Origin of the sequence: Halomonas sp. H10-59 (assembly GCF_040070555.1) — a bacterium.
GTDB lineage: Bacteria > Pseudomonadota > Gammaproteobacteria > Pseudomonadales > Halomonadaceae > Halomonas > Halomonas litopenaei.
Map to the genome: position 1 here is coordinate 594,505 of NZ_CP098828.1, position 25,593 is coordinate 620,097.

Genomic DNA, 25,593 nt, shown 5'->3' on the forward strand with positions numbered 1-25,593 from the left:
GTGGTAGGCGAAGCATCTCGTTGATGGCGGTGCTGGCACTGTTGCTGGTACTGATGTCGCTGGTTTCTGGCTGCGTGCCGGTGATCAGTGAGCGCTGGGCGCGCCAGCCATTGCAGGGGCAGGTCATCGACGCCCGTACCGGGGCCCCATTGGCGGGGGCCAGGGTCTCGGCCGAGGCCTTTGCCGAGGCCGCCGACGTGACCGACAGCAACGGGCGGTTCGCCATTCCGGGACATTCGTATATCGGTGGGCAGTTGTTGATGGCAGCAAGCGGGCTCCGTCCTCAGTGCTGGAAGATCGAGCGCGACGGCTACCGGACGCTGTGGATCGAGGTGATGGAGATGGTCCCGGATACGCTGCGCCAGCCGATCACGGTGAACCTGCCCATGTTGGCGTTCGATGCCGAGGCGCCCGCTGGACGCTCTGCCGAGACGATGGTCAAGGAAAAGAGCCCCGGGGATCACGCCGGGGATCAGGTCGGCAATCACGTCGCCAAAGAGGCGATTTCCCGCGCAATACAACGCGACAATTACCGGTGGCGCCTGGCGGAAGGCAACGACTGTGGCGCAGCGCCGCCGCCCGGCTAACGATCGATGAGATCGCCGTTCGCTGCCAGCGCGCGTGCATCCACTTCCCTGATACTCGAACAGCCGCACATGGCGAGGCCCTGATCCAGCTCCCGGCGCAGGATCGACAGGCAGCGCTCGACGCCGGCTTCGCCCGCGTCGGCCAGTCCATACAGATAGGGGCGGCCGATATGCACGGCGTCGGCGCCCAGGGCCAGCGCCCGAAGGATGTCCAGGCCGCTGCGAATCCCTCCATCCAGATGCACCTCGAGACGCTCGCCCACCGCCGCCACCACCTCGGGAAGCGCCGCGATGGTGGCCCTGGCGGCGTCCAGTTGGCGCCCCCCGTGATTCGACACCACCACGGCGTCGGCCCCCTGCTCGGCGGCCTGGCGCGCCGAGTCCGCGTCCAGTACACCCTTGACGACCAGCGCGCCCGGCCAGCGGGCGCGGACCCAGCCCAGATCACTCCACTCCAGTGAGGGATCGAGCTGGTCGTCGAGCCAACTGGCGAGTGAGGCGATGCCGTCCGGGGCCGAGAGCGGTCCGTCCAGATTGCCCAGGGCGAAACGACGGCTGCGCAGGTGGCGCCACCACCAGCCGGGGTGACGGCCCAGCCCTCAGGCGAGCTTGAGGGCGGTGGCCGGATCGGGCCTGACGTCGTGGCCGAGTCCCCGGTGGTGATCGGCCAGCAGCGGCATATCGATGGTCAGCACCAGCACGCGGCAGCCGACGTTCAGGGCATCGTCCATCAGTCGCTCGCTGAGACCGCGATCCTTGAACACGAACAGCTGAAACCAGGGTGGGCGCGGGCAGTCCCGGGCGATATGCGCAAGGGGGGCGTTGGACAGGGTGGCGACGGTGTAGGGGACCCCGGCTCGCGCAGCGGCGCGTGCGGCCAGGCGTTCCCCGTCGGCCCAGGCCAGGCCACCCAGGGCCACCGGCGAGAGCACCAGCGGCAGCGCGATATCTTCGCCCAGAATGCGAGTACCGAGGGTGCGCCGGCTGACGTCGGCCAGGCGCGGTGCCAGCGCCACTCGTGACATGGCCTGGAGGTTGGCGGCCAGCGCCTGCTCGGCGCCGGAGCCTCCTTCGATATAGTCGAAGACCAGCCGTGGGAGTCGCCGTCTCGCGCCTTGGCGAAGCGCCTCGATGGTGCTGCGGGTCATGGGGCCGACTCCGTTCAGCAGGCTGTTCCTTTGAGCATAGTCTAAGCGGGCTTCGGAGCCGGTTTCGATGGCGGGCTGGCGCGGACCCGGAGCGGGTTCGCGTTGATGGTAGGGGGCGGCGAAACGACACCGCCGCCCGAGCGGGCGGCGGCGCGAGGGTGCCGAACGAGGCGGCCGGGCTAGCCGAACAGACTGTCGGCGATACGAAAACCGGCGATCCAGGTGCCGGCGGCGGAGCCCAGGGTCGCCGTCAGAAACACCAGCAGGGTGCGCGAGACACGGTTCTTCCACCAGCCCTTCACCTGGGTAACGTCGTGACGCAGGGTGGAGAAGTCGCGCACCTTGGGCTTGCGCATGGCCAGTTCCACCCCGGCGGCGACGAAGCCCGCCCCGATGGTCGGATTGAGCGAGGTCAACGGGGCGGCGAACACCGTGGCGATCACCGTGACCGGGTGGGCCAGGGCCAACAGGGTGGCGCCCCCTGACAGCACGCCGTTGATCACGAACCATTCCGCCACCAGCTGCCAGCCGAGCTCGGTGTTGCGCGAAAAGCCGATGGCGAAGCCGGTCAGTACCAGGGCAGTGATCAGCCAGGGCAGCATCTTCCACACCTTCGACGGCGGCCGGGTGGCCTCCAGCGCGGCGATTTCCTCGGCCGGGTCCTCGGCAGGCGGGCCTTCCAGGTGCTCGGCCATGCCCTTGAGGTGGCCGGCGCCGATCACCACCAGCACCCGCTTGAACTTGCCAGGTGGGCACTGCTGGGCCAGGCGCATCACCATGTAGCGATCGCGCTCGCTGATCAAGGGGGTGAACAGCGACTGCGACTCGGCAGCGAATTCGCTGAAGGTGGATTCCAGCACGTCGCCCTGCTTGAGCCGCTCGACCTCCTCGGCGGAGACTTCCTGGCGCGACAGCACGCTGCCGAGCAGGCCCGACAGCAGGCTAAAGCGCTGCCACCAGGGCACGTTCTGGTAGATCCGCTTGAGCGTCAGACCCACGTCCCGGTCGATCAGCAGCAGCGGAAGCTCGTGGCGCTGACTGGCCTCCAGGGCAGCGCGCATCTCGGCACCGGGCTCGATGCCGGACTGCTCGGCGATGCGCTGCTGGAAGGCGCCGAGGGCCAGGTTGGCGGCGACCATGCCGGCCTTGCCCTGACGAAAGATCTGGAACAGGTCCTGGTCACCCAGGGCGTCGGGATTGGCCAGGTTGCTGTGGCGGGCGTCGCACAGCTCGATGGCGACGGCGTCGAAGTCGCCGGAATCGATCAGGTCGCGCACCTCGTCGGCGCTCTCGGCGCTGACGTGGGCGGTGCCCAGCAGGGTAAAGGTGGTGTCGCCGACGCGGAGGTCACGTCGGGGGCCGCCTCGGGTCTCGGGCCGCTCGGCCAGCGCAATGTCGTCGATCTCGCTCATGGGGCTCGGGGCCTTGAGAATGTGAAGGATCGATTATCCATGAACGAGGAGGGCAGGCCAAACCCTGGCCTGCCCTCGAGCTGACATTGTCTGGCGTTCAGTCCTGATAGGCGCCAGCGGAATAGGTCAGTTCGTAGCTGTGGGAGTAGATCTCGAGGATGTTGCCGAACGGATCTTCCATGTAGATCATCCGGTAGGGCTTCTCGCCGGGATAGTACTCGCGCACCTTGGGCATGCGCTTCTTGCCGCCGGCGGCGACGATGCGCTCGGCCAGGCCCTCGACGTCGGGATCCTGGACGCAGAAGTGGAACACGCCGGTCTTCCAGTACTCGAAGTTGTTCTCCGGGTCCTCGTGGTTGGCGAACTCGAACAGCTCCACGCCGACCCGGTCACCGGTGGACAGGTGGGCGATACGGAAACTGCCCCAGCCAGGGCCGAAGACGTCGGTGCACATCTCGCCGATGGCGGAGTCGTCTTCCTCGATGGTGGTCGGCGCCATGATCTGGTACCAGCCCAGCACCTGGGTGTAGAACGCCACCGCGGCCTCCACGTCCGGCACCGAGATGCCGATATGGGAGAAGCTGCGGGGATAACTGTTTGGAGAGTTGCTTGAAGAGTTGGCGGGAGCGTCGTGGTTGGCGTTTGCCAAGTCGTCTTGCTGGCTCATGGAGTGTCACCTCTTGATGCAGGAATGATGAGCACAGTCTGGGCCGGGATCGCTATAATGAAAATCGACGCTACGTTATGGTGATGATAATAGATGCTTATGGCAAATCCGCTCTGGCTACGCTCGTTTCAGGCGTTGGTGGAGCAGGGCAACTTTACCCGCGCCGCCGAGCGCCTTGATCTGACCCAGGCGGCGGTCAGCCAGCATATCCAGCGCCTGGAGGCCGAGCTGGGACTGTTGTTCATTCGCCGGCCTCGGCGGCTCGAGCTGACCCCGGCCGGCCACGCCCTGCTGGACTATCTGAACGAACGTGAACGGGTCGATCAGCGCCTCACCCAGCGCCTGGCCGGTGACCTGGACGATCATGGCGAGATCAGCCTGATGACGCCAGGGAGCATCGGGCTTGCGATCTACCCGCGTCTGCTGGCGTTGCAGAAGCGCGCGCCGGGGCTGGCGATTCGCCATCGCTTCGGTCCGACGCGGGAGATCGTCGAGGCCGTCATCGACGGCAAGGTGGAGATGGGGCTGGTGGGCGAGCGTCCCGACGACGCCAGTCTGACGGTCAGCGAGTTTGCCACCGAGGCGCTGGAACTGGTGGTGCCGGCCAACACCCGTGTCGAGACATTCGATGAGCTGATGGCGCTGGGCTTTGTCGACCATCCGGATGGCAAGGCTCTGGCCACCCGTCTGCTCAGTCGGCGCTTTCCGGGCTCGCCGGGCTACGCTCGCTGGCCGCGCAGCGGCTTTACCAATCAGATTGGCCTGATCCTGGCGCCGGTGGCCCAGGGGCTGGGCTTCAGCGTGTTGCCACGCTTTGCCCGGGAGGCCTTCGAGGACCAGCACGCCATCCGTGTGGTCGAGGGTGCCCCCGAGGTCAGCGATACCCTCTACCTGATCCAGCGCGCCGAGTGGCCACTGTCGGCCCGGGCACAGCGGGCGCTTTCGGTGATGCGAGAGGCGGTGGCGGGTGCCGACACCGCCCTCTAGCGAAGGGCTACGGCAAAGGAAAGGGCGCCAGGATCGGTCCTATTTGCGCCAGAAGGCCGGGGTAAACAACACCAGAACGGTAAAGATCTCCAGGCGGCCCATCAGCATCGCCATCACCAGGATCCACTTGGCCATGGTCGGCATGTCACCGTAGTGCAGACTGGCCTCGCCCAGCGCCGGCCCCAGATTGTTGAGCGCCGAGCCCACCGTGGACCAGGCGGTGACCTGGTCGACCCCGGTGGCCATCACCCCCACCAGCATCAGGAAGAACAGCAGCACATAGGCCGAGAAGAAGCCCCACACCGCCTGGGCGATGCCGTCGGGTACGCTGACCTTGCCGATCTTGACCGCGATCACCGCATTGGGGTGGATCAGGCGCATGATCTCGCGCATGCCCTGCTTGATGATCAGGATGATGCGGATGACCTTCATGCCGCCGCCGGTGGAGCCGGAGCTGGCGCCGACGAAGGCGGCGATGAACAGCAAAAGCGGCAGGGCGCCGGGCCAGGCGGAGAAGTCGGCCACCGAAAAGCCGGCGGTGGTGGCTACCGAGACCACCTCAAAGATGCCGTGGCGAAGTCCCACGGTGGTCTCTTCGGTACCGGTCAGCCACAGCACCACCACGGTGATGCTGGCCAGCCCCGTCAGGTACAGCAACAGAAAGCGCGCCTCGGAGTCTTCCCAGTAGTGGCCGATACGGCGTTCGCGCCAGGCCAGGAAGTGCAGGCTGAAACTGAGCGCGGAGATCAGCATGAAGACGATACAGATGGCCTCGATCACCGCGCTGTCGAAGTAGCCGATGCTGGCGTCGTGGGTCGAGAAACCGCCGATGGCCACGGTGGAGAAGCTGTGGCCCAGGGCGTCGAACCAGTCCATCCCGGCGGCCATGTAGGCCAGCATGCACACCACCGTCAGGGTGGCGTAGATGTACCACAGTGCCTTGGCGGTCTCGGTGATCCGCGGGGTCAGCTTGGAATCCTTGAGTGGCCCCGGTATCTCGGTACGGTACAGCGCCATGCCGCCGACCCCCAGGGTCGGCAGGATCGCCACCGCCAGCACCACGATGCCCATGCCACCGAGCCACTGCAGCTGCTGACGGTAGTAGAGGATCGCCTCGGGCAGGAAGTCGATGCCGGTGATCACTGTGGCGCCGGTGGTGGTCAGCCCCGAAAACGATTCGAACACCGCGTCGGTGAACGACAGTGCGGTGCTGCCGGTGAGCATCAGCGGCAGCGAACCGAACAGCCCCAGCACCGTCCAGAACATGGCGGCGATCAAGAAGCCATCGCGGGTGCGCAATTCCCGCCGGGCACGACGATTGGGCAGGAACATCAGCGCGCCGGTCAGCACGGTGATGGCGATGGCGATCAGAAAGGCGTCCCAGGTGCCGTCGCCGAACAACAGCGAGATGGCGATGGGCGGCACCATGGTCAGGCTGAACATCATCAGCAGCAGCCCGAGAATGCGCAGGATCATCCTCAGGCTCATGGCGTCCTGCCTCCTGGCTGACGGCAACAGGCGGGGGACATGTCGGGACGGGTCGTCGTCTCAAGCCCGGTCGGCATCGGACTCATGCGGCGGCTCTCCTTGGTATGGCGGCAGGGGCGAGGGGCGCGCCCATCAGAAAAAGGTCAATCCGACCTGGAACAGGCGTTCGACGTCACGGATCTTGCGCTTGTCGACGACGAACAGGATGACGTGGTCACCGCTCTCCACCACCACGTCGTCGTGGGCGATCAGCACTTCCTTGCCGCGCACCACCGCGCCAATGGTGGAGCCACCGGGCAGGTCGATGTCGCCGATGGCACGACCGACCACCCGGGAGGACTGGCTGTCGCCGTGGGCGATGGCCTCGATGGCCTCGGCGGCGCCGCGGCGCAGCGAGTGGACGTTGACGATGTCACCGCGGCGCACATGGGTCAGCAGGCTGCCGATGGTGGCCTGCTGGGGCGAGATGGCGATGTCGATCTCGCCGCCCTGGACCAGATCCACGTAGGCGGCGTTGTTGATCAGGGTGAGCACCTTCTTGGCACCCATACGCTTGGCCAGCATCGACGACATGATGTTGACCTCGTCGTCGTTGGTCAGCGCGCAGAAGATATCGCAGTCCTCGATGTTCTCCTCTTCCAGCAGGCGTTTGCTGGTCGCGCTGCCGTGCAGTACCACGGTGCGGTCGAGGCGTTCGGAGAGCTGGGTGCAGCGCTCGAGGCTGTGCTCGATCATCTTGACCTGGTGGCTGTGCTCGAGGTGCTCGGCCAGGCGCTCGCCGATGTTGCCGCCGCCGGCGATCACCACCCGGCGGAAGTCGCGATCCAGTCGCCTCAGCTCGCTCATCACCGCGCGTATATCGCGCCGGGCGGCGATGAAGAAGACCTCGTCGTCGGCCTCGATCACGGTGTCGCCACGCGGAATGATCGGACGGTTGCGCCGGTAGATGGCGGCCACCCGGGTGTCGACGCTGGGCATGTGACGGCGCAGGAAGCCGAGCTCCTGGCCGACCAGCGGACCGCCGTAGAAGGCCTTGACCGCCACCAGCTGGACCAGTCCACCGGCGAATTCCAGCACCTGCAGGGCGCCGGGGTGCTCGATCAGCCGGCGAATATGGTCGGTGACCACCTGCTCGGGGCTGATCAGTACGTCGATGGGCACCGCCTCGTGGGCGAACAGTCCCTTGCGCGCCAGGTAGGCGGTGGCGCGCACTCGGGCAATCTTGGTTGGGGTACGAAACAGGGTATGGGCGACCTGACAGGCGATCATGTTGACCTCGTCGGAGTTGGTCACCGCGATCAGCATGTCGGCGTCTTCGCAGCCGGCCTGGCGTAGCACCATGGGGTAGGAGGCCGCCCCGGAGACGGTGCGGATGTCGAGCCGGGTATGCAGATCGCGCAGGCGCTCACCGTCGGTGTCCACCACCGTGATGTCGTTCTCCTCGCGGGCCAGGTGCTCCGCCAGGGTGCCGCCAACCTGGCCGGCGCCGAGAATGATGATCTTCATCGTCGTCGTGTCCGAAGAGGGGTTCAGAGCCTATGGTGCGTTGCAGCATTGAGCCAGCATACCCGAGCTCTGAACAGTACAACAGGGCGGGAGAGTCCCGCCCTGTGCTGAAAGGAAACACCGCAGGACTTGTGCAATGCAAGTCCCGTGGGTCTCCGGGTCGAATCAGCCTCGGAGGTCAGTCGAGGGTGAAGCCGACCTTGACCGTGACCTGCCAGTGGGCCACCCGGCCATTCTCGATATGGCCGCGGGTATCGGTCACCTCGAACCAGCGCAGGTCATGCACGGTTTCCGAGGCCTTGGTGATGGCCCGCTGTACCGCATCTTCGATGCTGGTTTCCGAGGAACCGGTCAACTCGATCTGCTTGTAGACGTGTTGGCTCATACAGACTCCCTGTTGGAGAAGCATAGGTCACGGGCGGCCAGGCCGACGTCCTGGTCGGACTAGCGGCCCGCCTTCACCAGTCTGGCATAGAAGAAGCCGTCATGGCTGTCGACCTTCGGTAACAGTTGGCGTCCGGCCCCGGAAACCTGGCCCCAGGCGATGCCGTCGGGCATCTGCTCGCTGGCGTCCGGGGTGCGCGCGAGAAAGTCGCGGATCTGGTCGCGATTCTCTTCCGGCAGCACCGAGCAGGTGGCGTAGAGCAAGGTGCCGCCGGGCTTGAGCAGCGGCCACAGATTGTCGAGCAACGCGCGCTGAAGCTGGGCCAGCTGGGCAATGTCGCTGGGCCGACGCAGGCGCTTGATGTCGGGATGACGGCGGATGACGCCACTGCCGGAGCAGGGGGCGTCGAGCAGGATGGCGTCGAACGGGGTGCCGTCCCACCAGTCACGCTCGGTGGCGTCGCCCTGGGCCAGGGTCGCCGACAGGCCCAGACGAGTCAGGGTGTCTTCCACCCGTGCCAGGCGCGCGGCATCGGAGTCGATGGCGTGCAGGTCGACGTCGAACAGCTCGAGCAGGTGAGCGGTCTTGCCACCGGGGGCGCAGCAGGCGTCGAGCACGCGCGCACCCGGCCGCGGTGCCACCACCGGGCCAAGCAGCACCGCAGCCAGTTGGGCGGCCTCGTCCTGGACACTGACGTGGCCCTGGGCGAAGCCGGGCAGGGCCTCCACGTCGCGGGCGGTCTCCAGCACCAGCCCGTCCGGGGCGTGGGCGCATAGCCTGGCGGAGATGCCGGCACCGTCGAGGATATCCAGGTACTGCTCGCGGTCGTTGTGGCGACGATTGACCCTCAGGGTCATCGGTCCCGGCTGGTTGTTGGCCTCGCAGATCGCCTGCCAGTCATCGGGCCAGGCCTGGCGCAGCGACTTGAGCCACCAGCGTGGGTGCAACAGCGCCACCGCCGGGTCACGGTCGACTTCGGCTTCCAGCGTCGACGACTCGCGCTGCAGCCGGCGCAGACAGCCGTTGAGTACCCGGGTGGCCCAGGCCTTGCCGAGCAATCGCGCGGCACCGGCGGTCTCGCCTACCGCCGCGTGGGCCGGGATGCGCAGGTACAGGAGTTGATAGGCGCCCAGCAGCAGCAGCGCCTGAATGTCGGCATCGCGACTCTTGAACGGTTTCTCGAGCAGCTGGGCGGCCAGTGCCTCGAGCCGTGGCAGGGTGCGGCAGACGCCGAAGCACATGGCCTTGAACAGGGCACGGTCGCGGGCCACCACCTGATGGTCGTCCAGGGTGGCCAGCGAGCCCTTGCCGGTGATCACCGGCACCAGCGCCTTGGCTGCGGCGGCGCGGACACAGTCACCCATGTCGCGTCGGGCGTTGGCGTGACGACGGCCATGGTGGGGTGGCTTGCGATCGCGTGGGGGTTGAGAATCGCTCATGCGGAGGTCTCCGGGAAAGGACGTCCCAGCAGCGTGCCCTGGGGAAAGCGTTCGGCCCTGGCGCGCAACAGCTCGGATACCGCCAGCGCCTTGCCGCCGGGCAGCTGGGCCCGGGTGATGCGAAGGCGCTCGCGGCCCTCGGCGCCACAGGCCACCAGCAGCTCTGAGTCGGCGCGGGTGATGGTGCCGGGCGACTCTGGTGCGCCGCCATCGGCCGGCTCGGCCAGGTGGATACGTAGACGCTCATCGCCCAGCGCGCACCAGGTCACCGGCCAGGGATTGAAGGCGCGCACCCGGGCGGCCAGGGTCGCGGCGGGCTGGGCGAAGTCCAGCTCGGCCTCGGCCTTGCTGAGCTTGGAGGCGTAGGTGACGCCCTGTTCGGGCTGCGGCGTGGCGGCAAGCTCACCGTCGGCAAGTCGGTCGAGGGCCTCGACCATGGCCTTGCCACCGATCTCGGCCAGGCGATCGTGCAGTTCGCCGCCGGTGGTGGTGGGCAGGATCTCGGTGCGCCGGATGATCAGCATGTCGCCGGTATCGAGTCCCTCGTCCATCTGCATGATGGTGACGCCGCTCTCGTCATCGCCGGCCTCGATCGCCCGCTGAATCGGCGCTGCACCGCGCCAGCGCGGCAGCAGCGAGGCGTGGACGTTGAGGCAGCCCAAACGCGGTGCCTCGAGTACCGGCAGCGGCAGGATCAGGCCGTAGGCCACCACCACCATGACGTCGGCGTCCAGCGCCGCCAGGGCGCGCTGTTCGGCTTCGTCCCTGAGCCGCTCGGGCTGGTACACCGGCAGGCCGTGCTCCAGCGCCAGCGACTTGACCGGGCTTGGCGTCAGCTTGCGGCCGCGTCCGGCGGGGCGATCGGGTTGGGTATAGACGGCAATCACCTGGTGGTGACTGGCCAGCAGCGCCGAGAGACTCTCGGCGGCGAAGTCGGGCGTGCCAGCGAAGATCACGCGCAGCGATCGGGTCATGTTCAGGGCCTTGGCCGAAGAATGCGGAGACAATAGTAACGGAGACGGGCGAAACGACGAAGACCGACAACGTGATTCACGTTGTCGGTCTTCGTCGTAGGCGGTTGTGGGGCCGAGATGGCGGCGGCTTGAGGGCTGCGCAGCGGCTCAGGCGCCCTGCATCTGGCGATGACGCTTCTGCATCTTCTTCATCACCCGGTCACGCTTGAGCGGTGACAGGTAGTCAACGAACAGCACGCCCTCGAGGTGGTCGAGCTCATGCTGGATGCAGTGGGCCAGCAGTCCGTCGGCTTCGAGCTCGTAGGGCTCGCCGTCGCGTCCCTGAGCCTTCAGCTTTACCCGCAGCGCGCGCGGCACCTCGGCGTAGTACTCGGGGATCGACAGGCAGCCTTCCTGCATCGGTTCCCGTTCGTCCCCCAGCGGGGTGACCTCGGGGTTGATCAGCACCAGCGGGGTGGACTGATCTTCGCTGACGTCGATCACGATGACTCGGCGATGCACGTCCACCTGGGTGGCGGCGAGGCCGATACCCGGTGCGGCGTACATGGTCTCCAGCATGTCATCGACCAGCTGGCGGACCTCGTCATCGACGTTTTCGACGGGCACTGCCTTGTTGCGCAGCCGCTCGTCGGGAAACTCGAGAATGGGGAGTCTGGCCATGCTGTGGTACCACCGTTATTCGTTCGGTTCGTGTTGCCCATTCTAGGACGACGCCGGGGGTGACCCTAGTCGTTGGCGCCAATGAGCGTGATAGGTCGCTACTATAACATGCCAGAATCGCCGTCGCGCACCGCCTGGAGCCGAGACGGCGAAGACCGCCAAGGCGTGTCGCGCCTGCCTGCCTATACTGCCGGCACTCGGCCAGGGAGGGCTCTGTCATGGAACTTGGCTTCGCACGCTGGATGGCGTTGAACGCACTGCCTCAGGTGGGCCCACGACGGTTGGCTCGCCTGCGCCAGTTAAACCCTGACTGGCCCGGTGGCTGGCTGGCCCGGCTGCCGCCCGGGGCCGCGGCGGAACTGCGCTTGTGGCTGGATCATCCCAGACGCAGCCCGCTGACGGCGTTGATCGAGCAGGCCGAGGCGTGGCTGGCCGGCGACGGCGGGAAAGCGCGTAGCGCTGCCAATGGAGGCCGCCTCCATGAGCGGGCCGAGGCGCGCCACCTGCTGCATCCCGATCATCCGCGCTGGCCGGCCCTGCTCGACCAGATCCCGGACCCGCCGGTGCTGCTGTGGGCGCTTGGCGATCTCGATGCCCTGGTACCGCCGAGGCTTGCCCTGGTGGGGTCGCGGCGGCCCACCCGCGAAGGCTTGGTCAATGCGCGCAGTTTTGCGGTGGCGCTGGCGGAGGCCGGCTGGTGTCTGGTCAGCGGCATGGCGCTCGGCATCGACGGTGCCGCCCAGGCGGCGGCGCTGGATCTCGGAGGGCGCAGTATCGCGGTGCTGGCCGGCGGCGTCGACGTGGTCTATCCCGGCCAGCACGGCGCCCTGTATCGGCGCCTGCGCGACGACGGGGGCCTGCTGCTGGCGGAGTCTCCCCCTGGCGTGCGGCCACGCTCGGGGGATTTTCCCCGGCGCAACCGCATCGTCACCGGGCTGTCCTGCGGTGTGCTGGTGGTGGAGGCCGCCGAACACAGCGGCTCGCTGGTCAGTGCCCGCCTGGCCGGTGAGCAGGGCCGCGAGGTATTGGCGCTACCCGGCTCCATCCACTCGCCCCAGGCCAGGGGCTGCCTGCGGCTGATCCGCGAGGGCGCCGCCCTGGTCAGACACCCCGACGACCTGTTCGAGGAACTGGCGTGCTGGGGGCCGCGACGCGCGACCCCGCAGTGCATTGCGGCTGGTGCCGCCGATGGTCGTGTAGTTCGCCATGTAGATGGTCCTGTAGATAGCTCTGTCGATAATCCTGTCGATAGTCCTCTAGACAGCGCCTCCGAGCGCACCGGGGCAAGGGCCGCGCCTTCCCCCGGTCGCAAGCTGCTCGATCTGCTGAGCGCCACCCCGTTGGCGGTGGACGATCTGATGGGGCTGGCGGGATGCGATGTGGCCGCCTGCCAGCGTGAACTGACGTTGCTCGAGATCGCAGGACAGGCCGGGCTGGTAGCCGGCGGCTGGGTGCGTCTGGATGGTGGCGGGAGCTAGCGGATCAATGACGAGGCCCGGCCGAACAGGGTGCCCATGGCCGTGGGGGAATGGGCGGATCGCCTACGTCGGCGGCGACAGCGGCGTGCGACGCAAGTCCCGACGCCGTGCTAGCATGGCGCAACGATACTCCCTACCCTGATCTTTCGATTCGGTACCGATTCAGATAACGACCCCATGAGTGATTCCGATTCCTCCCTCGTGCCCGTCGTCGACGCCCTGCGTCGTGGCGGTGTCATTGCCTATCCCACCGAGGCCGTCTGGGGCCTGGGCTGCGATCCCGACAACGAAGAGGCGCTGACCCGGCTGTTGCGCCTGAAGCGCCGTGACCCGGCTAAGGGGGTGATCCTGATCGCCGCCACCATCGAGCAGTTTGCTCCCTGGCTCGAAGGATTGCCCGCCGACCTTCATGCGCCTCTTGTCGCCAGCTGGCCGGGCCCCAACACCTGGCTGGTGCCGGACAATGGCCGCACCCCGTCGCTGGTGCGAGGCTGCCACGACAAGGTGGCGCTGAGGGTCAGTGATCATCCCGGTGTACAGGCGCTGTGTCGTGCCTTCGGCGGTCCGCTGGTGTCCACCTCGGCCAACCGGGCAGGAGAAGCGCCGGCCATGAGCGAAGCGGACATTCGGCGCATCTTCGGCAACGAGCTGGACGCGGTCGTGCCGGGAGCGTTGGGCGGCAATCCTCGCCCCAGCACCATCCGTGACCTGCTAAGCCGCGAGACCCTGCGCCACTGACATGGCTCTCGGCCCGGCCCTGGGGGCACCTTTTTACGAATCGCTTTTGTTCATCGTTTTTACTCATCGCTTTTTACTTAACAACAGGAGCAGACGTGTCCGAGCCCAATCTCGAAGAGGTCAAACGCTACCTGCTGGAATTGCAGGATCGCCTGTGCGAGGCCCTGGCCGAGGCCGACGGCGAAGGGCGCTTCCATGAAGACGACTGGGTGCGTGAGGAAGGCGGCGGCGGCCGTTCCCGGGTCATCGAGGAAGGCGCGCTGTTCGAAAAGGGCGGGGTCAATTTCTCCCACGTCCACGGCGCGACCCTGCCCCCGGCGGCCACCGCAGCACGCCCGGAACTCGCCGGGCGCGGCTTTCAGGCGGTGGGGGTGTCCTGGGTGCTGCATCCGCGTAATCCCCACGTACCCACCAGCCACGGCAATGTGCGCTTCTTCATCGCCAGTGCCGAGGGCGAGGCGCCGGTATGGTGGTTCGGCGGTGGCTTTGACCTGACGCCCTTCTATCCCCAGCTTGAAGACGCCTGTCACTGGCACCGGGTGGCCCACGACCTGTGCCAGCCGTTCGGTGACGACGTCTACGACCGCTACAAGCGCTGGTGCGACGACTACTTTTTCCTCAAGCACCGAAGCGAGACCCGTGGTGTCGGCGGTCTGTTCTTCGATGACCTCAACGAGGGGGGCTTCGACCGCTGCTTCGCGTTTCAGCGCGCGGTAGGGGATGGCTTCCTGAACGCCTATCTGCCCATCGTGGAACGTCGTCGCGATACCCCCTGGGGCGAGCGCGAACGTGAATTCCAGCTGTATCGGCGAGGTCGCTACGTGGAATTCAACCTGGTCTGGGACCGTGGCACCCTGTTTGGCCTGCAGAGCGGCGGTCGCACCGAGTCCATCCTGATGTCGATGCCGCCGCTGGCGCGCTGGCAGTACGACTACCAGCCGCAGCCCGGCTCTCCCGAGGCGGCGCTGGATGCCTATCTGGTGCCCCGGGACTGGCTTGGTGAAGAGGCCTCGAGCCAAGCGCGATGACCGTCAGCGGTCACAATGCGGCATACGACAACGTCAAGAGCGAGGTTAACCGTCCGATGAACGATCGTTACTGTGTGTTCGGCAATCCGGTGGGGCATTCGAAATCGCCGGTGATCCACAGCACCTTTGCCGAGCAGACCGGTGAATCGCTGGAATACACCGCCATCGAGGCGCCACTGGAGGACTTCGGCGGAGCCTGGCGCGCCTTTGTTGCCGAAGGCGGGCGCGGCGCCAATGTGACGGTGCCGTTCAAGGAAGACGCCTACCGGCTGTGCGACAGCCTGAGCGAACAGGCGCAGCGGGCCGGGGCGGTCAACACCCTGACGCTCAAGGCCGATGGCAGCGTCGAGGGTCACAATACCGATGGTATTGGCCTGGTGGCGGACCTGGAGCGCCAGCAGGTAAGGCTTGAGGGTGCACGTATCCTGGTGCTGGGTGCCGGAGGCGCGGTGCGCGGCGCGCTGGAAACGTTGCTGTCGCGACGTCCCGCCTCGCTGCGGCTGGCCAACCGCACCGCCGCCAAGGCCGAGGCGCTGGCGCGGGATTTCGCCGACCTGGGCCCCGTGCTGGGCGGCGGCTACGACGCCGTCGACGAGCGCTATGACCTGGTCATCAACGGCACCAGCGCAAGCCTTGCCGGGGACCTGCCGCCGCTGCCGGAGGATCTCTTCAACGAGGGGGCTGTCGCCTACGACATGATGTACGGCGCCGAGCCGACGGTGTTTCTGGCCTGGTCGGCCGAGCGAGGGGCGAGCACCAGCGATGGTCTCGGCATGCTGGTGGAACAGGCGGCGGCGGCCTTTGAACGCTGGCGTGGCGTCACGCCGGACACAGGCCCGCTGCATCGAAAGCTGCGAGCAGAGCTCGACGCCGGCTGAAGCCGCTTTCGCGGACACATCGGCAGCAACGACAACGGCGCCCCTGGCTCACTGCCATGGGGCGCCGTTGTCGTTGGGCGTCGATGTCGTCGGTCAGGAGCCGTCAGCCCCTGGTCGTCAGCCAGCAGCCACGCGCCGCGTTTCAGCCGCGTCGACGGTAGAGCCCCAGCATGCACAGCCCCAGCCCGACCACCGACACCAGCAGGCCGCCGTTGACCAGCCAGGGGCTGCGAACGATCCAGGGAACGAAGGGCGACGGCGTGTCGCCACAGTGGCCGGCCAGGTAGTTCCAGTGGCCCTGGTCGACCAGTTCGCACTGGCGGATATCGCCGAGTTCCACAAAGAACAGGGTCAACAGCACCACAATGGGCACGACGAGCAGGATCAGGCCGAGCCTGGTGGAGGTGAGTTTCATGGCACCAACGAAGCGTGGAAGTGACGGGAGCCGAGGCCTCCAGGAATAGAGGCCTCGGCGATAGATGCCCCCTTGTCAGCAGCCTGGGGACGGGCTGCAGGGCCTGGGCTGTTCTGGTTCAGGGCGCCTTGCAGCTGGGCGTCAGGCCACGGGCCTGGGCTGTTCTGGTTCAGGGCGCCTTGCAGCTGGGCGTCAGGCCACGCGCCTGGGCTTGCTCGTAGCGCGCCATGGCGTCGTTCATGCCCGCCTCGAGCCCGGCGATACGGTTGCCGTGTGCCGGGTGGGTGGACATCCACTCCGGCGGCTGGCCGCCGCCGGCGGCGCTCATGTTCTGCCACAGCTGGACGCTGGCGCGGGGATCGAAGCCGGCGTCGGCCATCAGCTGCAGGCCGATGGTGTCGGCCTCGCTCTCGTGACTGCGCGAGAACGGCAACAGGATGCCGTACTGGGCGCCCATGCCCATGGCCGCCATCAGCTGGTCGCTGCCGGTGACACCCTGGGAGCCGAGGGCGGTACCGACCACCGACATGCCAAGCTGGGTCGCGCTTTCGGTGGAGGCGCGTTCGTTGGCGTGGTGGGCCAGCACGTGGCCGATCTCGTGGCCGATGACGGTGGCCAGCTGGTCCTGGTTGGTGGCGACGTCGAGCAGGCCGGTGTTGACCCCCACGTAGCCGCCCGGCAGGGCAAAGGCGTTGGCGTCCTCGGACTCGAACACCTTGACCTGCCAGTTCTGGTTGCGCTGGTCTTCCGGCAGCGCCTGGACCACGTTGCGGGTCACGCACTGCACGTACTCGAGCTGGCGCCCGCTCACGGTGGGCAGCTCCTGCTGGTACTGGTCGAAGGCCTGGGCCCCCATCTGGCTGAGCTGCTGTTCGTCCAGCAACAGCATCTGGGAGCGACCAGTGGGTGAGGTGGAACAGGCAGCAACGGTAACCATCAGGGCGCAGGCGCCCACGGCCTTCATCCAGCGCATGGGGGGTCTCCTTGTCATGATCCGCCGGGGTCGAGCCCGAGCGTGTAGAATCGGTGGCAACTGGCCTCAAGATACCCGGACTGCTGGAAGGGTCAACAGCAAAGGTAGTGCACGGCCGGTCGCTATCCAGCGACAGACCCTGACCGGCGGCCATCATTTGTTACAAGGACACCTGCCCCGATGGACACTCAACTCGCCCAGCGCCTGCTGGCCCTTCTCGATCGCGTCGAACCCTGGCTGCCCGAGCCCCGCCCTGCGGTGGACTGGCGTCGTGACGTCGCTGCGCTGTGGCAGCGCCACGCCCTCGGCGGGCAACTGGTGCCGGTGCCGCCTCGGGATGCCCTGAGCCTGGACGACCTGGTCGGGGTGGAGCGCCAGAAGCGCGAGCTGCTGGCCAATACGCGGGCCTTTCTGCGTGGCCTGCCGGCCAATCACGCGCTGCTGTGGGGCTCTCGTGGCAGTGGCAAGTCGTCGATGGTGCGCGCGCTGCTCAACACCCTGGCTGACGAAGGCCTGCGGCTGATCCAGGTGGACCGCCACGACCTGGCCGGACTGCCGCTGCTGGTGGAGCAGTTGCGTCACGAACCGGCACGTTTCGTGGTGTACTGCGATGATCTGTCCTTCGAAGGCTCCGACGACGCCTACAAGGCGCTCAAGAGTGTCCTCGACGGCACCCTGACCGGCCCCCCGGAAAACGTGCTGATCTACGCCACCTCCAACCGGCGCCACCTGATGCCGGAGCATATGAGCGACAACCAGCAGAGCCACCTGACGCCGGACGGCGAGGAGCTGCATCACGGCGACGCGGTGGAGGAGAAGATCTCGCTGTCCGACCGCTTCGGGTTGTGGCTGGCGTTTCATCCGTTCAACCGAGAGACCTATCTGGATACCTGTCGCCACTGGGTCGAGCGCCTGGGCCAGCCGCAGGACTGGGATGACGAAGCGCCGGTGGCGGCCACCCGCTTTGCCACCATGAGAGGCGGACGCAGCGGCCGCTGTGCCTACCAGTTTGCGCTGGACTGGGTAGGGGCTCGTCGCCTGGCAGAGCAAGCCTGAGGCGCTGCCGCAGGCTTGCAGGCCAGGCTCAGCAGCGAGCGAGGCATGGTCTCGACATCCGGCAGCATGCGTGCACGAAAACGCCCGGTTCTTCTGGCGAGGGACCGGGCGTTTCGTTGTCGTTCAACACCAGGGGCGAAAGAGCGGCGAGTGACGCCGGTGACGCTTAGCGGCGGCTCTTGCGCGCCTCCTTGGTGCGCCCCAGTTCGCGCTTCTTGGCCTTTTCCTTGTCGGAGGCTTCGGCCAGACGGTCGTAGGGGTTCTTGCCGGAGCGGAACTCGAAGCGCATCGGCGTGCCTCGGACCTTGAGCACCTTGCGGAAGGTGTTGGTCAGGTAGCGCTTGTAGGCTTCGGGCAGCTTGTCGGTCTGGTTGCCGTGGACCACGATGATCGGCGGGTTGCTGCCGCCCTGGTGGGCCATGCGTAGCTTGATCCGGCGGCCATGGACCATCGGCGGCTGGTGCTGCTCGACGGCGTCCTGCAGCAGCGTGGTCAGACGGTTGGTCGACCAGTGGCTGTTGGCGGAGGCGAAGGCGCGCTCCAGCGACGGGTACAGGTCGCCCACGGCGGTGCCGTGCAAGGCCGAGATGAAGTGCAGCTCGGCGTAGTCGGCGAAGCCCAGACGGCGCTTGATCTCGGCACGCATCTTGTCCTTGGCCTCGCTTTCCAGGCCGTCCCACTTGTTGACCGCCAGTACCAGCGCGCGGCCAGAGGTCAGCACATAGTCGAGCAGGTGCAGATCCTGCTCCACCAGGCCGGTGCGGGCATCGAGCACCATGATCGCGACGTGGCACTCCTTGATCGCGTCCAGGGTCTTGATGATCGAGAACTTCTCGGCCACCTCGGTGACGTTCTTGCGCCGCCGGACGCCGGCGGTATCGACCAGTACGTAGGGCTTGCCGCGACGCTCGAAGGGGATCTCGATGGCGTCGCGGGTGGTGCCGGCTTCATCGAATACCACTACTCGGTCCTCGCCCAGCAGGCGGTTGACCAGGGTCGACTTGCCCACGTTGGGACGACCGATGACACCGATGCGGATACCCTTGCTGCCTGTGTCCGCGGGGATGTCCATGTCGCGCTCGGGGAACGGCGAGAGCACCTCGTCAATCAGCGCGGTGACATTACGGCCGTGGGCCGCTGCGATGGGCCGGGGATCGCCGAGACCGAGCTGCCAGAAGTCGGCCATGGCCGAGTGTTCCTCGAGGCCGTCGGTCTTGTTGACCACCAGCCAGGTCTTCTTCTGGTTGACCCGCAGGTGGTTGGCGATGGCCTCGTCGGCGACATTGAGGCCGGCACGCGCGTCCACCAGGAACAGCACGATGTCGGCTTCGTCGATGGCCTGCAGCGACTGTTCGGCCATGGCCGCGTCGATGCCTTCCTCGTCACCGCTGATGCCGCCGGTGTCGATGACGGTGTAGGCCTTGTTGCCGAGCATACCGTTGCCGTACTTGCGATCCCGGGTGAGGCCGGGGAAATCGGCCACCAGGGCGTCGCGAGAGCGGGTCAGGCGGTTGAACAGGGTCGACTTGCCCACATTGGGCCTGCCGACCAGTGCGATCACGGGGGTCATGGGCGGATGTCCAGAGCCTCCAGGCTTCCGTCATTGGCCAGGGCGTACACGCGCTTGCCGTCGGTGAGAGGGCGCACGCTGATGCCTGAGCCGTCAATATGGGTGCGGCCGACCAGGCGTCCGCTGCTGGCGTCGATAAAGTGCACATAGCCTTCGGCGTCGCCGAGCACGATGCGGCCGTCGGCGAAGGCCGGGGCGGTCACCGAGCGACCGTAGAGGTCCTCCAGGCGCCACAGCTCGTTGCCGCTGTTGGCGTCGAAGGCGATCAGGCGGCTGGCCTCGTCGACCACGTAAAGCGTCTCGCCCACCAGCACCGGGGTGTGGTAGCTGGACAACGGCGTCGACCACAGGGTCTCGCCGCTCTGGGCGTTGAGCGCCACCAGGCGACCATTGAAGCTGGTCACGAACAGGCGGCCGTCCGGAGTCAGCACCGGCTGGCCGGCCAGGTCGACCAGACGGTCGATGTCATTCATGCCGGTGGCCACGGCGATGGTGCGCTCGGAGATCTGCTGGCCCGAGCGGTTGTCGATGATCGACAGACGGCCGTTGGCAAAGCCGGCGAAGGTCACCTGATCGATGGCGGTGGGGGTGCCGGTGCTGCGCAGGGTCAGCGACGGCATATTGGCGCTGAACACCCACTGGCGGTCACCGGACAGGCGATCCAGGGCGGTCACGGTGCCGTCCACCGCCTGCACGATCAACAGCTGGGTGGTCGGCTGGGGCGCGGCCAGCACTTCGCTGGGCACACGGGTACGCCACTTGACCCGGCCATTGCGCTGGTCGAGGGCGACCACCTCGCCATTGCGGGTGGCGAGGAACAGATCGCCGTCCACTGCGGTGATACCGCTGGAGATCGGTGAATCCAGTTCGGCTTCCCATTGGGTGTCGCCGTTGGCGGTGTTGAACGCCTCGACCAGGCCTTCCTCGTCGGCGGCGAACAGGGTGGAACCGGCCAGGGCGGGTTCGATGGGGTAGGTGGCCTCACCCAGGCCTGCGCCCACGCCTTCGCTCCAGCGGGTTTCGACCCGGGTGGACTCGGCGAAGTCCTTGAGCTCCTTGGGCGGATACTGGGGCTCGGACTTGCTGGCGCAGCCGGTCAGCAGGGCGGTCAGGGTGACGGCGGTCGCCAGGGCGATCCGGGTTCGGTTAAACGGGGTCTTCATAGGGTGGCCTCCTGATCACCGAGGTCGTCGAGCTTGAGCGAGATACCGTAGAGCGGCTGACCGCTTTCTTCGGCCAGTGACTGGGCGCTCTGCCAGGCCTCGGCGGCCTGGTCGTGTTGGCCGGTGGCGTGGTAGATGTCGCCGCGCACGTTGTCGCGCTGGGCGGCCAGGGCCTCGGGGATGTCACCGTCGAGGGTGGCAAGGGCGGTCTCGTGGTTGCCCTCGGCGCTCTGCAGGCGCGCCAGACGCAGGCGGGCGAGGCCGGTCAGGTAACCATCGTCGCTGCCCTCGATGAGGGTCTCCAGCGACTCGCGGGCGCCCTCGACATCGCCTGCGTCGACCTCCAGGCGGGCCTCGAGCAGCAGCGCAAGCTCGCTGTACAGGGTGCCGTCGTGGTCTTCCTGCAGGGTGTCGACCAGCCCCTGGGCCTGGGCCAGGGCCCCGTCGTCGAGGCTGTCGCGGCTGGCCAGGTCAAGAAGCTGCTGGTAGCTGCTGGAGGCGGCCACGGCCTGCCCCTGCTGGTAGTCCTGCCAGGCGTTCCAGCCGAACACGCCAGCGGCGGCCAGTACCGCACCGGCGAGCAGCGAGGTGCCGTTTTCCTTCCACCAGCGCTTGATCGCCTCAAGCTGTTCTTCTTCGGTTCTCAGCTCCGCCACGGGCGGTCTCCTTCTAATGGTCGTGCCGTCACTCGGACAGCAGGCTCGTCAGGGTGGTGGCCAAGGACGCTTGCTCGACCACGCGTTGTTCGCGGTCGTCACGCAGGAACTTGATCGCCACCTGGCCGTTTTCACGTTCGTTTTCGCCGATCAGTAGGGCGAGGCGGGCACCGCTGCGATCGGCCTTCTTGATGCGGCTCTTGAAGCTGCCGCCGCCACAGTGCAATTGCACGCCAAGGGCCGGCAGTTCATCGCGCAGGCGCTCGGCCAGGGCCATGGCGTCGCCGTCGGTGCTGGCGTCCATGCCTAGCACGTAGGCGTCGAGCGGGGCACGGGCCTCCTGCGGCACGATGTCCAGGGTCTCGAGCAGCAGGATCAGACGCTCGATGCCCATGGCGAAGCCCACCGCCGGGGTCGGCTTGCCGCCGAGTTGCTCGACCAGGCCGTCGTAGCGTCCGCCGGCGCACACGGTGCCCTGGCTGCCGAGGGCGTCGGTGGTCCACTCGAACACGGTGCGGCAGTAGTAGTCGAGACCGCGCACCAGGCGCGGGTTGATCACGTAGTCGATGCCGGCGGCGTCGAGGCGCGCGGTCAGCGCCTCGAAGTGCTCGCGGGACTCCTGATCCAGGTGATCCATCAGCTGGGGCGCCTGGCTCAGCATCTCGGCCATGGCCGGATTCTTCGAGTCGAGGATACGCAGCGGGTTGCTGGTCAGGCGGCGCAGCGAGTCCTCGTCGAGGACCTCGCGGTGCTGCTCGAAGTAGGCCACCAGGGTGTCGCGGTAGGCCGCGCGCGCCTCGTTGGAGCCCAGCGAATTGAGCTCCAGAGTGACGTGATCAAACAGGCCGAGCTGCTTCCACAGACGCGCCGACAGCAAGATGACTTCGGCGTCGATGTCCGGGCCTTCCAGGCCGTAGGTCTCGACCCCGACCTGATGGAACTGACGGTAGCGGCCCTTCTGCGGGCGCTCGTGGCGGAACATCGGGCCGGTGTACCACAGCCGCTGGGTCTGGTTGTACAGAAGGCCATGTTCCATCGCCGCGCGAACCGCGCTGGCGGTACCCTCGGGGCGCAGGGTCAGGCTGTCGCCGTTGCGGTCCTCGAAGGTGTACATCTCCTTCTCGACGATGTCGGTGACCTCGCCGATCGAGCGGGCGAACAGGGCCGTCTGCTCGACGATAGGGGTACGGATCTCGTTGTAGCCGTAGCGCTTCATCAGCGCCTGAACCTGGGACTCGAAGTACTGCCACACCGGCGAGGCGTCGGGCAACAGGTCATTCATGCCACGGATGGCCTGGATCTTCTTGCTCAAAACTTGCTCCTTGGTCTCGCCGTAGTCACGGCCCTCGCCCGGCCTCACCGGGCGAGAGCGTTACAGGCGAGCGATGACGTCGCGTTCTGTCGCTTCCTTCTCGGCGACCTTCTGGCGAATCAGCGCCTCGAGATCGTCGACCAGGTGGTCATTGCGCAGTTTGCTGGCGGGCTTGCCGTCGATGTAGACGAGGTTGGCCGGGGTGCCGCCGGTCAGGCCCAGGTCGGCTTCCTTGGCCTCGCCGGGGCCGTTGACCACGCAGCCGATGACGGCCACGTCCAGCGGCGTCATCACATCCTCGAGGCGCTCTTCGAGGGCGTTCATGGTGCTGATGACGTCGAAGTTCTGACGCGAACAGCTCGGGCAGGCGATGAAGTTGATGCCCTTGGCCCGCAGGCGCAGGCTCTTGAGCATGTCAAAGCCGACCTTGACCTCTTCGACCGGATCCGCTGCCAGCGATACCCGGATGGTGTCGCCGATACCGTCCATCAGTAGCATGCCAAGGCCGATGGAGGACTTGACGGTGCCCGAACGCAGACCGCCTGCCTCGGTGATACCCAGGTGCAGCGGCTGCTCGATGCGTGAGGCCAGGTCACGGTAGGCGGCCACCGCCATGAACACGTCGGAGGCCTTGACGCTGACCTTGAAGTCGGGAAAGTCGAGGCGATCCAGGTGATCGATATGGCGCATCGCCGATTCGACCAGGGCCGCCGGCGTCGGTTCCCCGTACTTCTTCTGCAGGTCCTTCTCCAGCGAGCCTGCGTTGACGCCGATACGGATCGGGATACCGTTGTCACGGGCGGCGGAGACCACCGCCTGGACGCGGTCTTCACGGCCGATATTGCCGGGATTGATGCGCAGGCAGTCGACGCCGAGCTCAGCCACGCGCAGGGCGATGCGGTAGTCGAAGTGGATGTCGGCCACCAGCGGCACCTGGGTGCCCTGCTTGATGCGACCGAAGGCCTCGGCGGCGTCCATGGTCGGCACCGAGACGCGTACGATATCGGCGCCGGCCTGTTCGAGGGCACGAATCTGGCCAAGGGTGGCCTCGACGTCCAGGGTGTCGGTGTTGGTCATGCTCTGCACCGAGATGGGAGCGTCGCCCCCGACCGGTACCGAACCGACATGAATCTGGCGTGACTGGCGTCTTTTGATCGGTGAGTGCGAATGCATGGCGATCAATCACTCTCCCAGGGTAAAGCGGGCGACATTGTTTCTGCCGGCGCGCTGTTGCAGGTCGACGGTTTCTCCGCCCCACAACAACTCCACGCCGGTGGCGTTGCCGACAGTCATGCGGAAGGGCGGCTCGCCCTCCACGGTGGCTTCGGTGCCCGGGGACTGCAGGCCGACGAAGACACGGGTATTGGTGCTGTCGAAGATCTCGGTCCAGGACTGCTCGTTAAAGGTCAGCTTGAGGATACGACGGCTGTCGGCAGCCGACGCGGCCTCGGCGGCGTCCTCATCCTCGGCGCCCTGGGCATCGTCGACGCTAGCTGTCTGCTCGTCGCTGGCGTCGTCGGCACCAGCGCTTGCAGCCTGGTCGGTGCTGTCGTTGGCGCTAGCGTCAGCGGGCTCGCTGGCTTCGGCGGCAGCCGCTTCGGTGGCAGCCACGGTGCTCGGCGTCGAGGCGCCAGGCTCGGCGCTGGCGCTTTCTGCAGCGCTGTCGGCGCTGGCCTGCTCGCCATCGACCAGTCCCATCTCGCTGTCCTCGGCGGGCAGCGGGGGCAGGTTGTCGTCGCCCTCGGTGCCCTCGTCGCTGACCGCGGCGTTGCCGTCGATGGTGTCCACCGAGACCGGGCCGTTGTCGCTGACCTCGGGCGGCTCGCTGCCACCACGGCTCTGCCACCACATCAGGGTCAGCCCGATCAGGCCGGCGATGACCACCAGGGTCATCAGCCGAAACAGCCAGGCGCCCAGGCGCGAGGGGGGCTTGTTGATGTACACCGGGGTGACCTTGCGCTCGACTTCCTCGTTGCCCATGCGCGCTTCGTACAGCGCCATCACCCGGCCGACATCGACGCCGAGCAACTGGGCGTAGCTGCGCAGGTAGCCGCGTCGGTAGGTCACCACCGGCACTTCATCGTAGTTGTCGATCTCCAGCCCCTCGATCACGGCGGGACGGAGGTTGAGGGCTGCCCCGACTTCCTCGCGGGTCAGCCCCTGGCTCTCTCGTTCATGGCACAGCAAGGCGCCGGGAGAGGCGTCCCCGGAGGGCGTTTTGGACAAGGAGACCTCGGAGTCGGTGTACTGACTGTCGCTCATGGCTGAGCTTCCTTCATCGTGTAAACAGTGATCAAAGCGCGCGTGAAGGCTGGTCGGGTTCGGCCGATGACCGGGCGCCGATGTCGGCGTCTCCCAGGCTAGCGGCAAGCTGCCTGGCGGCGGTGGTCCATCCCGCCTGGCTCACGAAGCGATCCAGCTGTGATCGGGCGCGCATAAGGTTGCCCTGTGCGTATTCCAGTTCGGCGAGGGTCAAGTGGCTCGCGGGCAGGCTCGAGTCGATGCGTTGGGATCGCTCCAGCGCCGCCCTGGCCGTCTCGACCTCGCCGAGTTCCCACCGGCAGCGTCCCAGGTTGGCAAACAGCTGGGCCCGGTGGGCATAGTGTATATCGTGACTGGCCTGTTCAAGCTGCTCGCAGGCCTCACCGGTTTGCCCCCGATCATACAGGAAGGCGGCGTAATTGTTGCGTGCCCGGGTGAAGTTCGGGTCTTCATCGAGGGCGCGTCGAAAGAACTCGTCCGCCAGCGCCGCTTCCCCCTGGCGTTGGTGAATCAGTGCCAGGGCCTGCAGCGCGGCGGCGTCATCGGGATCGAGCGAGACGGCGCGATCGAGTGCCGCCGTGGCGCGGGGAAGGTTGCCCTGGCGCAGGTAGGCTTCGCCGAGGTTGCGATAGGCGACGGCGGGAGACTCGTCGGACTGGGGCACGGCGACGGCGCAGCCTGCAAGCGTCAGGGGAAGCGCGATGGCCAGTCCGATGACCAGGCCGCGCAGGCCGGCGCTTGAGCTGTCTGCCTGGCACGTCATGGCGTTGTCGTACTCCCGCTGCTTGGCCGTGGCGGGAAGGCGTCTGGC

The 25,593-nt window shown here is 67.0% G+C and carries 24 protein-coding genes and 1 pseudogene; 7 read left to right on the forward strand and 18 right to left on the reverse strand.

From position 1 onward, the window contains the following. The first annotated feature begins 23 nt into the window (after positions 1-23). Positions 24-587, forward strand: coding sequence for a carboxypeptidase-like regulatory domain-containing protein (locus tag NFG57_RS02730; RefSeq protein ID WP_348815301.1), 564 nt, complete (start codon positions 24-26; stop codon positions 585-587). Here NFG57_RS02730 and NFG57_RS02735 read toward each other — a convergent pair. The 3 genes and pseudogenes from NFG57_RS02735 to NFG57_RS02745 form a co-directional block, all read right to left on the reverse strand. After that, positions 584-1,735 (reverse strand): annotated as a pseudogene (locus NFG57_RS02735) (alpha-hydroxy acid oxidase). The gene NFG57_RS02730 and the pseudogene NFG57_RS02735 overlap by 4 nt on opposite strands. Positions 1,736-1,914: 179 nt before the next feature. After that, positions 1,915-3,147 carry a TraB/GumN family protein gene (locus NFG57_RS02740; protein ID WP_045995236.1) on the reverse strand — a complete coding sequence of 411 codons (1,233 nt, stop codon included), beginning with the start codon at positions 3,145-3,147 and terminating at the stop codon, positions 1,915-1,917. 97 nt (positions 3,148-3,244) lie between these two features. Further along, complete coding sequence (locus tag NFG57_RS02745) at positions 3,245-3,814, reverse strand: lactoylglutathione lyase family protein (RefSeq protein WP_348815302.1); 570 nt, start codon at positions 3,812-3,814, stop codon at positions 3,245-3,247. A 99-nt stretch (positions 3,815-3,913) separates the two neighbouring features. Here NFG57_RS02745 and NFG57_RS02750 point away from each other — a divergent pair, with 99 nt between their 5' ends. After that, positions 3,914-4,801 (forward strand): LysR family transcriptional regulator, encoded by an 888-nt coding sequence (locus NFG57_RS02750; protein WP_348815303.1) that lies wholly within the window; start codon positions 3,914-3,916, stop codon positions 4,799-4,801. 39 nt (positions 4,802-4,840) lie between these two features. Here NFG57_RS02750 and NFG57_RS02755 read toward each other — a convergent pair whose 3' ends face one another. The 6 genes from NFG57_RS02755 to def form a co-directional block, all read right to left on the reverse strand. Next, complete coding sequence (locus NFG57_RS02755; protein ID WP_108448511.1) at positions 4,841-6,289, reverse strand: TrkH family potassium uptake protein; 1,449 nt, start codon at positions 6,287-6,289, stop codon at positions 4,841-4,843. 132 nt (positions 6,290-6,421) lie between these two features. After that, a complete protein-coding gene (gene trkA, locus NFG57_RS02760) occupies positions 6,422-7,795 on the reverse strand; it encodes a Trk system potassium transporter TrkA (RefSeq protein ID WP_348815304.1) in 1,374 nt (457 codons plus the stop codon). A 178-nt stretch (positions 7,796-7,973) separates the two neighbouring features. After that, entirely contained in the window at positions 7,974-8,180 is a 207-nt protein-coding gene (locus NFG57_RS02765; protein ID WP_045995219.1) for a dodecin, read from the reverse strand. Between the two features lie 59 nt (positions 8,181-8,239). Then, positions 8,240-9,544, reverse strand: a complete 1,305-nt coding sequence (gene rsmB / locus NFG57_RS02770; RefSeq protein ID WP_045995222.1) for a 16S rRNA (cytosine(967)-C(5))-methyltransferase RsmB — start codon at positions 9,542-9,544, stop codon at positions 8,240-8,242. Between the two features lie 71 nt (positions 9,545-9,615). Next, positions 9,616-10,593 carry a methionyl-tRNA formyltransferase gene (gene fmt, locus NFG57_RS02775; RefSeq protein WP_108448512.1) on the reverse strand — a complete coding sequence of 326 codons (978 nt, stop codon included), beginning with the start codon at positions 10,591-10,593 and terminating at the stop codon, positions 9,616-9,618. Positions 10,594-10,740: 147 nt separating this feature from the next. Beyond that, positions 10,741-11,253 (reverse strand): peptide deformylase, encoded by a 513-nt coding sequence (gene def, locus NFG57_RS02780; RefSeq protein WP_045992735.1) that lies wholly within the window; start codon positions 11,251-11,253, stop codon positions 10,741-10,743. Between the two features lie 218 nt (positions 11,254-11,471). Between def and dprA the strand changes: the two genes are divergently transcribed. From dprA to aroE, 4 genes are all read left to right on the forward strand, one after another. Further along, positions 11,472-12,731 carry a DNA-processing protein DprA gene (gene dprA / locus NFG57_RS02785; protein WP_348815305.1) on the forward strand — a complete coding sequence of 420 codons (1,260 nt, stop codon included), beginning with the start codon at positions 11,472-11,474 and terminating at the stop codon, positions 12,729-12,731. Between the two features lie 177 nt (positions 12,732-12,908). Beyond that, positions 12,909-13,469: a Sua5/YciO/YrdC/YwlC family protein gene (locus NFG57_RS02790; RefSeq protein ID WP_045992737.1), complete on the forward strand. Its 561-nt coding sequence runs from the start codon at positions 12,909-12,911 to the stop codon at positions 13,467-13,469. Between the two features lie 95 nt (positions 13,470-13,564). Continuing rightward, the gene (gene hemF, locus NFG57_RS02795; protein WP_348815307.1) at positions 13,565-14,497 is read left to right on the forward strand and encodes an oxygen-dependent coproporphyrinogen oxidase; all 933 of its coding nucleotides are present in this window, start codon (positions 13,565-13,567) and stop codon (positions 14,495-14,497) included. A 56-nt stretch (positions 14,498-14,553) separates the two neighbouring features. Beyond that, positions 14,554-15,375: a shikimate dehydrogenase gene (gene aroE, locus NFG57_RS02800; protein ID WP_045992778.1), complete on the forward strand. Its 822-nt coding sequence runs from the start codon at positions 14,554-14,556 to the stop codon at positions 15,373-15,375. 142 nt (positions 15,376-15,517) lie between these two features. Here aroE and NFG57_RS02805 read toward each other — a convergent pair whose 3' ends face one another. Together NFG57_RS02805 and NFG57_RS02810 are read right to left on the reverse strand one after the other, a co-directional pair. Next, on the reverse strand, positions 15,518-15,790 hold the full coding sequence (locus NFG57_RS02805) for a hypothetical protein (RefSeq protein ID WP_045992739.1): 273 nt from the start codon (positions 15,788-15,790) through the stop codon (positions 15,518-15,520). Positions 15,791-15,959: 169 nt separating this feature from the next. Next, positions 15,960-16,763: a M48 family metallopeptidase gene (locus NFG57_RS02810; RefSeq protein WP_108131243.1), complete on the reverse strand. Its 804-nt coding sequence runs from the start codon at positions 16,761-16,763 to the stop codon at positions 15,960-15,962. 180 nt (positions 16,764-16,943) lie between these two features. Between NFG57_RS02810 and NFG57_RS02815 the strand changes: the two genes are divergently transcribed. Beyond that, on the forward strand, positions 16,944-17,819 hold the full coding sequence (locus NFG57_RS02815; RefSeq protein WP_045992741.1) for an ATP-binding protein: 876 nt from the start codon (positions 16,944-16,946) through the stop codon (positions 17,817-17,819). Between the two features lie 166 nt (positions 17,820-17,985). Here the strand turns inward: NFG57_RS02815 and der are convergent, their stop codons facing one another. The 7 genes from der to pilW are packed head-to-tail and all read right to left on the reverse strand — an operon-like array spanning position 17,986 to position 25,545. Continuing rightward, positions 17,986-19,389, reverse strand: a complete 1,404-nt coding sequence (gene der / locus NFG57_RS02820; protein WP_045992742.1) for a ribosome biogenesis GTPase Der — start codon at positions 19,387-19,389, stop codon at positions 17,986-17,988. Next, entirely contained in the window at positions 19,386-20,552 is a 1,167-nt protein-coding gene (bamB, locus tag NFG57_RS02825; protein ID WP_045992743.1) for an outer membrane protein assembly factor BamB, read from the reverse strand. The genes der and bamB overlap by 4 nt, the downstream gene beginning before the upstream one ends. Further along, the gene (locus tag NFG57_RS02830; protein WP_045992744.1) at positions 20,549-21,208 is read right to left on the reverse strand and encodes a tetratricopeptide repeat protein; all 660 of its coding nucleotides are present in this window, start codon (positions 21,206-21,208) and stop codon (positions 20,549-20,551) included. Before NFG57_RS02830 ends, bamB begins: the two co-directional genes overlap by 4 nt. Positions 21,209-21,236: 28 nt before the next feature. Further along, positions 21,237-22,520, reverse strand: a complete 1,284-nt coding sequence (hisS, locus tag NFG57_RS02835; protein WP_261395062.1) for a histidine--tRNA ligase — start codon at positions 22,518-22,520, stop codon at positions 21,237-21,239. A gap of 60 nt (positions 22,521-22,580) precedes the next feature. Further along, positions 22,581-23,693, reverse strand: a complete 1,113-nt coding sequence (gene ispG, locus NFG57_RS02840) for a flavodoxin-dependent (E)-4-hydroxy-3-methylbut-2-enyl-diphosphate synthase (RefSeq protein WP_045992780.1) — start codon at positions 23,691-23,693, stop codon at positions 22,581-22,583. A gap of 9 nt (positions 23,694-23,702) precedes the next feature. Beyond that, complete coding sequence (locus NFG57_RS02845) at positions 23,703-24,782, reverse strand: helix-turn-helix domain-containing protein (RefSeq protein ID WP_348815310.1); 1,080 nt, start codon at positions 24,780-24,782, stop codon at positions 23,703-23,705. Positions 24,783-24,813: 31 nt separating this feature from the next. After that, positions 24,814-25,545: a type IV pilus biogenesis/stability protein PilW gene (gene pilW / locus NFG57_RS02850; RefSeq protein WP_348815312.1), complete on the reverse strand. Its 732-nt coding sequence runs from the start codon at positions 25,543-25,545 to the stop codon at positions 24,814-24,816. Between the last annotated feature and the right edge of the window lie 48 nt (positions 25,546-25,593).

What these genes read in the sequence shown, in the direction of transcription:
- NFG57_RS02750 (WP_348815303.1), top strand. Translation starts at nt 3,914, where the DNA reads ATGGCAAATCCGCTCTGGCTACGCTCGTTTCAGGCGTTGGTGGAGCAG.
- dprA (WP_348815305.1), top strand. Translation starts at nt 11,472, where the DNA reads ATGGAACTTGGCTTCGCACGCTGGATGGCGTTGAACGCACTGCCTCAG.
- NFG57_RS02745 (WP_348815302.1), bottom strand. Translation starts at nt 3,814, where the DNA reads ATGAGCCAGCAAGACGACTTGGCAAACGCCAACCACGACGCTCCCGCC.
- NFG57_RS02790 (WP_045992737.1), top strand. Translation starts at nt 12,909, where the DNA reads ATGAGTGATTCCGATTCCTCCCTCGTGCCCGTCGTCGACGCCCTGCGT.
- def (WP_045992735.1), bottom strand. Translation starts at nt 11,253, where the DNA reads ATGGCCAGACTCCCCATTCTCGAGTTTCCCGACGAGCGGCTGCGCAAC.
- NFG57_RS02730 (WP_348815301.1), top strand. Translation starts at nt 24, where the DNA reads ATGGCGGTGCTGGCACTGTTGCTGGTACTGATGTCGCTGGTTTCTGGC.
- NFG57_RS02805 (WP_045992739.1), bottom strand. Translation starts at nt 15,790, where the DNA reads ATGAAACTCACCTCCACCAGGCTCGGCCTGATCCTGCTCGTCGTGCCC.
- der (WP_045992742.1), bottom strand. Translation starts at nt 19,389, where the DNA reads ATGACCCCCGTGATCGCACTGGTCGGCAGGCCCAATGTGGGCAAGTCG.
- NFG57_RS02755 (WP_108448511.1), bottom strand. Translation starts at nt 6,289, where the DNA reads ATGAGCCTGAGGATGATCCTGCGCATTCTCGGGCTGCTGCTGATGATG.
- NFG57_RS02765 (WP_045995219.1), bottom strand. Translation starts at nt 8,180, where the DNA reads ATGAGCCAACACGTCTACAAGCAGATCGAGTTGACCGGTTCCTCGGAA.
- bamB (WP_045992743.1), bottom strand. Translation starts at nt 20,552, where the DNA reads ATGAAGACCCCGTTTAACCGAACCCGGATCGCCCTGGCGACCGCCGTC.
- NFG57_RS02810 (WP_108131243.1), bottom strand. Translation starts at nt 16,763, where the DNA reads ATGCGCTGGATGAAGGCCGTGGGCGCCTGCGCCCTGATGGTTACCGTT.
- rsmB (WP_045995222.1), bottom strand. Translation starts at nt 9,544, where the DNA reads ATGGGTGACTGTGTCCGCGCCGCCGCAGCCAAGGCGCTGGTGCCGGTG.
- NFG57_RS02815 (WP_045992741.1), top strand. Translation starts at nt 16,944, where the DNA reads ATGGACACTCAACTCGCCCAGCGCCTGCTGGCCCTTCTCGATCGCGTC.
- pilW (WP_348815312.1), bottom strand. Translation starts at nt 25,545, where the DNA reads ATGACGTGCCAGGCAGACAGCTCAAGCGCCGGCCTGCGCGGCCTGGTC.
- fmt (WP_108448512.1), bottom strand. Translation starts at nt 10,593, where the DNA reads ATGACCCGATCGCTGCGCGTGATCTTCGCTGGCACGCCCGACTTCGCC.
- aroE (WP_045992778.1), top strand. Translation starts at nt 14,554, where the DNA reads ATGAACGATCGTTACTGTGTGTTCGGCAATCCGGTGGGGCATTCGAAA.
- NFG57_RS02740 (WP_045995236.1), bottom strand. Translation starts at nt 3,147, where the DNA reads ATGAGCGAGATCGACGACATTGCGCTGGCCGAGCGGCCCGAGACCCGA.
- ispG (WP_045992780.1), bottom strand. Translation starts at nt 23,693, where the DNA reads ATGCATTCGCACTCACCGATCAAAAGACGCCAGTCACGCCAGATTCAT.
- trkA (WP_348815304.1), bottom strand. Translation starts at nt 7,795, where the DNA reads ATGAAGATCATCATTCTCGGCGCCGGCCAGGTTGGCGGCACCCTGGCG.
- NFG57_RS02845 (WP_348815310.1), bottom strand. Translation starts at nt 24,782, where the DNA reads ATGAGCGACAGTCAGTACACCGACTCCGAGGTCTCCTTGTCCAAAACG.